This is a genomic window from Burkholderia sp. GW821-FHT14F03, assembly GCF_058803765.1.
On record NZ_JBXAPG010000097.1, the window covers coordinates 1 to 7,184 of the forward strand.

The 7,184-nt window shown below is 62.4% G+C and carries 1 protein-coding gene; it reads right to left on the minus strand.

Annotated elements, in window-relative coordinates; all coding sequences use genetic code 11:
- A partial coding sequence (locus tag AC1RQF_RS32890) for an amino acid adenylation domain-containing protein (protein ID WP_492874284.1) occupies window positions 1–7,178 on the minus strand: 7,178 nt, incomplete at its 3' end.
- Between the last annotated feature and the right edge of the window lie 6 nt (window positions 7,179–7,184).

Sequence of the window (7,184 nt, forward strand, 5' to 3'; positions counted from 1 at the left end):
GCGGGCGCGCGCTCGACACAAACAGCAACCGGCATATCCAGGCGCGCGCCAAGCTCGATCAGATGATGCGCGAGCCGATTGGCACGCGCATTCAACTCGCCATAACTGAGCGCGACATCTCCAAACCGCACGGCGATGGCCGAAGGCATCTGTTCGGCGCGCTCCTCCACCAATCGATGCGTACAGATTTGGGTGGGATAGTCGCGCCGTGTCTGGTTCCATGTTTCGAGCAGCTGCGTGCGCTCGTGGTTTCCGAGGATCTCGATCTGAGCCGTCGGCGTTGCCTGCTCATGAACAAATGCCCTGAGCATGGCGACGAGATAGCCGGCATGACGTTCGATGGTGGTCTGCTCGAAGAGCGCGGTCGCGTAGTTGATGACACCGACGATCTGGCCGTCGACCTCGTTCAAATTGAGTTCGAGGTCGAACTTGACGATCCGGTGCTCGATCGAAACCGGCGCGGCGGTGATACCAGGCAACTGCCAGTTGCCGATCTCGTTGTTCTGCCAAGCGAACATCACCTGGAAGAGCGGGGTGTGATCGAGGTGCCTTGGCGGTTGGGCGATTTCGACGACCTGTTCGAAAGGCAGATCCTGATGTTGCTGGGCATCGAGCGCGATGCGGCGGACGCGCTGGACGAGTTCGGCAGGCGAAGGCAGACCATCGAGATCGATGCGCAGCGCGAGGGTGTTGACGAAGAAGCCGACGAGCGGTTCGATCTCGGCGCGCCCGCGATTGGCGGAAGGCGAGCCGATGACGATGTCGGATTGTCCGGAGAGCCGGGAGAGGACAGCGCTCCACGCGGCAAGGACAGTCATGAAGAGCGTGGCCTGCTGCTGTTGCGAGAACTGCCGCAGCGCACGGGTGAGTTCGGCATCGATATGCAGAGGAACGGTTGCACCGGCATAGGACTGCTGAGACGGGCGGGGCCGGTCGGTGGGGAGTTCGATGCGAACAGGCGCGCCGGCGAGGTTGCTGCGCCAGAACTCGCTTTGCTCGGCAAGCCGTTCGCCGGCGAGCCATTGACGCTGCCATGCGGCGTAGTCGGGGTACTGGATGGCGAGGGCGGGCAGGTTGGCGGGTCGATTTTCGACGGCGGCGGCGTAGAGCGCGCTGAGTTCGCCAAGCAGAATGCCAAAGGACCAGCCGTCGGAGACGATGTGGTGCTGGGTGAGCAGGAACTGATGATGATGCGCGTTGAAGCGGATCAGGCGGGCGCGAATGAGCGGGCCGTGTTCGAGGTCGAACGGTGTTTGAGCTTCCTCGTGTTGCAGGCGGAGGGCCTGTTCTTCGACATTGCCTTCTGACAGGACGTGCTGGCGGAGCGGCACACCTGACCCGGCGGGGAGCAGTTGGACCTGCGGTTGCCCGTCGACGGAGACGAATACGGAGCGCAAGGCTTCATGCCGGTCGAAGAGTGCGTTAAGCGCGTCATGCCATGCGTGCGTATCGAGTTCGCCGTGCAGATCGATGGCGAAGGGGATGTTGTAGGCGTGGCTGCCCGGATCGAGTTGAGCGAGGAACCAGAGACGCTGCTGGGCGAAGGAGAGCGGCAAAGGCTGATCGCGGGACACCGATTCGATGGCGGGCAGGTCGAGGGGTGCGGTGCGAAGCTGTTGAGAAACGACGTCGGCGAATGCGGCGAGAGAAGGTGCGGCGAAGAGGGAGGCGAGCGGCAGGTTTGCACCGATCGCGGCGATACGGCTCATGAGACGGACGGCGAGAAGCGAGTGACCGCCAAGAGCAAAGAAGCTGTCGTGGCGACTGACGCGTTCGATGCCGAGCAGTTCGCTCCAGATAGCGGCGATAGTCGTTTCCACCTCACCCAATGGCGCCTCGTAATCTTGTCGGACGAAGGCATCCTGATCGGGGGTAGGGAGTGCCTTGCGATCGAGCTTGCCGTTGGGGGTGAGCGGGAACGCGTCGAGACGAATGAATGCAGCGGGCACCATGTGCTCGGGCAGACGTTCGGCGAGGTGCGCGCGCAGCACGCTCATCATCGCTTGGGCGGCTTCCTGTTGTGAAGCGTGTTCGTCAGCGAATGCGTGCGCGGGGGCGACGACATAAGCAACCAGACGTTTGTCCGCATCGGAACCCGCGGCGACGACCACGGCCTCCCGTACAGCGTCATGGTCGACGAGGCGCGCTTCGATTTCACCGAGTTCGATGCGGAAGCCGCGGATCTTGACCTGATGATCGGTCCGGCCGAGGTATTCGATCTGACCGTCATGCCGCCAGCGTGCGAGATCGCCGGAACGATACATGCGTTCGCCCGGGGTGAACGGATTGGCGACGAAACGTTCGGAGGTGAGCGAGAAGCGGTTCAGATAGCCACGGGCGAGGCCCACACCGGCGAGATAGAGTTCACCGGGTACACCCGGCGGCACGGGACGAAGCGCCTCATCGAGGATGTAAAGCTGGAGATTCCAGATCGGTGCGCCGATGGGTGCGGCGTTGCCAATCACCTCATCAGAACGATAAGCCCAGTAGGAGACGTCGACGGCGGCCTCGGTCGGGCCGTAAAGGTTGTGCAGCGGCGTGCCGAGAGTGGCATGAGCGCGCTTGGCGAGATCGGCGGAGAGGGCTTCACCGCTGCAGACGATACGGCGCAGCGTGTTTCCGCATTGAGCGGCGTCAGGCTCAAGCAGGAATGCTTCGAGCATGGAAGGCACGAAGTGCGCGGTGGTGATGCGTTGCTGCTGAATGAGCGTAGCGAGATAGGCGGGATCGCGATGTCCATCAGGACGAGCAAAGATGATGCGGGCACCGGCGATCAACGGCCAGAAGAATTCCCAGACGGAAACGTCGAAGCTGGAAGGTGTTTTCTGAAGTACCGCGTCATCGCGCTGGAGTTGATAGGCATGCTGCATCCAGAGCAGCCGGTTGACGATCCCGACATGGGTGTTGGCAGCGCCCTTGGGAGTCCCTGTCGACCCCGAGGTATAGATCACATATGCCGGATGCAGCACCGAAAGCGGCGCGACGCGAGCATGGTTGTCGAGGTTATGGTCGGGCTGCGTGTCCAACTGCGCGAGAAGGGCGTCTCCATCGATCTGCAAGACAGGAATCGATCCGGTTTCGGGCAGCAGGGCGAGCACGTCGCCGCGCGAGATGAGCGCGGCGGGCTTGGCGTCGCGAAGCATGAAGGCGAGGCGTTCGGCGGGATAGTCGGTATCGAGCGGCAGATAAGCCGCCCCGGCCTTGACGACGGCGAGCAGCGAAACGATGAGATCGAGCGAACGCGGAATGGCGACGGCAACGACGGATTCCGGCCCGATCCCCGAGGCAACGAGCATGCGCGCCAACTGATTGGCGCGTGCGTTGAGTTCCCGATAGCTGAGCGACTGATTCTCGAATACGGCTGCCACGGCATCAGCGGACTTCTCCGCTTGCTGCTCGACCAGCTCATGAAGCGTCACATGCGGTATTTCCTGCGTCGTGCTGTTCCACTCCTGTACGACAAGCTGACGTTCATCATCAGGCAACATATCGAGTAAGCGAACAGCGCGATTGGATCGATTGTCGAGCGCCTCGACGAGACTCTCGAGCGCCTGCGCCATATACCGACAGATGCGTTCCGCATCGATCGGTTGACTGACCTGGGCAATGAGCCCCAGCGCATTCCCATGATCATCGACGGAGAGCGTGATCGGATAATTCGTGCGTTCCTCGGCATGGAGAAATTCGATGCCTTCGATCGCATGCGAATCGTGCGTGGCCGAATCGTTATGCCGATAGTTGAGCAGCGCACTGAAGAGCGGCGATCCGGCGGGGATGCTGCTGCACTGTTGGGCGAGCGCGAGCGACGCATGCTCGTGTGCAAGCAGATCGGCAAGCCGGGTGTGAGCCTCACGGATGCCGACTTCGACCGATGCGTCGTCGAGATCGATGCGGATGGGCAAGGTGTTGATGAAAAGTCCCATGGTGCGATCGGCGCCGTCGCCGGCCTGCATGCGACCGAACAACACGGTTCCGAACACGATGTGCTGGCGGCCGGTGGTACGGGCGAGGACCTGAGCCCAGGCGAGATGACACAGGCTCGCGAGGCTGACGCCGAGCCGTTTGGTTTGTGCACGCAGCCGGTTGTTCAACGCCGGAGGCAGAGTCAATTGGGCTTCGCTGATCTGCGATCCGTCGCGATGGACTTCCGCGAGGCCGAACGGCAGGGTAGGTTCATCGATCCCGGCCAGCATCGACTGGAAGAAGCGTGTGTGTTCCTCGGTCCTGATGCCCAGACGGATTTGCGCAATCAGATTGCGGAACGGCTGCGCTTCGGGAAGGTGCAGATCGGGATCGTGCAGCAGGGCTTGAACCTCCGCATTCAGTACATCGAGCGTGGAGTGGTCGCCGACCAGATGATGTAGGAGCAGCTGGAGAATCCAGCGGCCGTCGGTGTCCTCGGCGATCGCGAAGCGCAGCAACGGGGCGCGGGTCAGGTCGATGCGGTGATGACGTGGGTCGAAGCGCGCGGCCAGTTGCGTGGCGATCGGGCCATTGATCGGATCGAAGCGGCATTCCTCGACGGACAGTCGTGCATTGCGCCAGACGACCTGAGCCGGTATCGAAAGACCTTCCCAGACGAGCGCGGTTCGGAGAATGTCGTGGCGGTCGACAACCTGTTGAACGGCCGTGAGATAGCGGTCGAGGAGTGGACGGTTGTCGAAGGCGGCTTGTATCGACAGCAGGTACGGGTCGCCTTCGGTAGACATCAGGTGGTGGAACAGGATGCCGTCTTGCAGCGGGGAGAGGGCATAGATGTCCTGGATGTTGGCGATGCCGCCGGGGACCTGGGCGACGATGCGATCGATGTCGGCCTGGGTGAGGTCGATGAGGGGCAGCAGGTCCGGGGTGATCGCGGTGGTTTCAGGGGTGATGCGGTTGGCCGGGACTTCGATCTCGCGGTGCTGGCCGAGGGTCTGGGCGAGCGCGACGACCGTAGGCGTGCGGAACAGATCGCGGATCGACAGGCTGAGACCACGCTGGCGCATGCGTTCGATGAGTTTGACGGCGAGGAGCGAGTGACCGCCGAGAGCGAAGAAGCTGTCGTGGCGGCTGACGCGTTCGATGCCGAGCAGTTCGCTCCAGATGCCGGCGATAGTCGTTTCCACTTCACCCGATGGTGCTTCGTAATCCTGTCGGACGAAGGCATCCTGATCGGGCGCAGGGAGTGCCTTGCGATCGAGTTTGCCGTTGGGGGTGAGCGGGAACGCATCGAGGCGGATGAACGCTGCGGGCACCATGTGCTCGGGCAGACGTTCGGCGAGGTGCACGCGCAGTGCGCTCATCATTGCTTGAGCCGCGTCGTGTTCGGACGCATGTTCATCCGAGAACGCTTGAGCAGGTGCGACGACATAAGCGACCAGACGTTTGTCCGCATCGGAACCCGCGGCGACGACCACGGCTTCGCGCACGGCCTCATGGTCGACGAGGCGCGCCTCGATTTCGCCGAGTTCGATGCGGAAACCGCGGATCTTGACCTGATGATCGGTCCGGCCGAGGTATTCGATCTGACCGTCATGCCGCCAGCGTGCGAGATCGCCGGAGCGGTACATGCGTTCGCCCGGGGTGAACGGATTGGCGACGAAGCGTTCGGAGGTGAGCGAGAAGCGGTTCAGATAGCCACGGGCGAGGCCCGCGCCGGCGAGGTACAACTCGCCGGGTACACCCGGCGGCACGGGACGCAGCGCCTCATCGAGGATGTAAAGCTGGAGATTCCAGATCGGTGCACCGATGGGGGCGGCGTTGCCAATCACCTCGTCGGAACGATAAGCCCAGTAGGAGACGTCGACGGCGGCCTCGGTCGGGCCGTAAAGGTTGTGCAGCGGCGTGCCGAGAGTGGCATGAGCGCGCTTGGCGAGATCAGTGGAGAGGGCTTCACCGCTGCAGACGATACGGCGCAGCGTGTTTCCGCATTGAGCGGCGTCAGGCTCAAGCAGGAATGCTTCGAGCATGGAGGGCACGAAGTGCGCGGTGGTGATGCGTTGCTGCTGAATGAGCGTAGCGAGATAGGCGGGATCGCGATGTCCATCAGGACGAGCAAAGACGATGCGGGCACCGGCGATCAGCGGCCAGAAGAATTCCCAGACGGAAACGTCGAAGCTGGAAGGTGTTTTCTGGAGCACCGCATCGTCATGCTGCAACTGATAAGCATGCTGCATCCAGAGCAGCCGATTGACGATCCCGGCATGGGTATTGGCAGCGCCCTTGGGAGTCCCTGTCGACCCCGAGGTATAGATCACATAGGCGGGATGCAGTACCGAAAGCGGCGCGACGCGAGTCCGATTGTCGAGGTTATGGTCGGGCTGCGTGTCCAACTGCGCGAGAAGGGCGTCTCCATCGATCTGCAAGACAGGAATCGATCCGGTTTCGGGCAGCAGGGCGAGCACGTCGCCGCGCGAGATGAGTGCGGCGGGCTTGGCGTCGCGAAGCATGAAGGCGAGGCGTTCGGCGGGATAGTCGGTATCGAGCGGCAGATAAGCCGCCCCGGCCTTGACGACGGCGAGCAGCGAAACGATGAGATCGAGCGAACGCGGAATGGCGACGGCAACGACGGATTCCGGTCCGATCCCCGAGGCAACGAGCATGCGCGTCAGCTGATTGGCGCGGGCGTTGAGCTGCCGGTACGTCAACGCCTGATCGTCGAACACGGCGGCAATCGCGTCAGGCGATTTTTCGACCTGCTGTTCGACCAGCGCTTCCAACGTCGTTTCAGGCAGTGCTTGTCTGGTGTTGTTCCATTCTCCAAGAACCAATTGACGTTCTTGCTTGGAGAGGATGTCGATACGGTTCAGCGGCATAAAGGCTGATGTATCGGCAAACGCCTTGAGCATGGCGACGAGATAGTCGGCATGGCGTTCGATCGTGGCCCGCTCGAAGAGCGCGGTCGCGTAGTGGATGACGCCGTCGATCTGGCCATCGGCCTCACCCAAATCGAGTTCAAGGTCGAACTTGATGATCCGGTGCTCGATCGGAACCAGCGCGGAGGCGATACCGGGCAACTGCCAGTTGCCGACCTCATTGTTCTGCCAGGAGAACATGACCTGGAAGAGCGGAGTGTGATCGAGGTGCCTTGGCGGTTGGGCGATTTCGACGACCTGTTCGAAAGGAAGATCCTGATGTTGCTGGGCATCGAGCGCGACGCGGCGGACGCGCTGGACGAGTTCGGCGGGCGAAGGCAGGCCGTC